This window comes from Prochlorococcus marinus (assembly GCF_001180245.1).
Lineage (GTDB): Bacteria > Cyanobacteriota > Cyanobacteriia > PCC-6307 > Cyanobiaceae > Prochlorococcus_A > Prochlorococcus_A marinus_F.
The window spans coordinates 1-230 of sequence record NZ_CVSV01000104.1 but is presented as its reverse complement, the minus strand read 5'-3'; the positions used below and the strand labels follow the sequence as shown (position 1 = coordinate 230).

Genomic DNA, 230 nt, shown 5'->3' with positions numbered 1-230 from the left:
TTTTAAATGGAACGTTTACTAATTTCAAGTATAGATTAATGGCTAAATCTTATTGGTTAATAAATTCAAAGAGGTCAGAAGTTAAAAGATTTATGAAAAACGATAAGAGTATTGATGGAGTTTTTGAGTATATGTTTATAGATACTGGAAAAATAGTGGGGGTTTTAGGAAGCAAACCACCTGTAATGACAAATACAGTTTCTGTTGAAATAGATTTAGCTAGAGAAATT

1 protein-coding gene is annotated in these 230 nt (G+C 28.3%); it reads left to right on the top strand.

All coding sequences use genetic code 11. From position 1 onward, the window contains the following. Positions 1-38: 38 nt before the first annotated feature. On the top strand, positions 39-230 hold a 192-nt coding region (locus tag AMO19_RS03510; RefSeq protein WP_075507350.1), incomplete at its 3' end, for a DUF1651 domain-containing protein.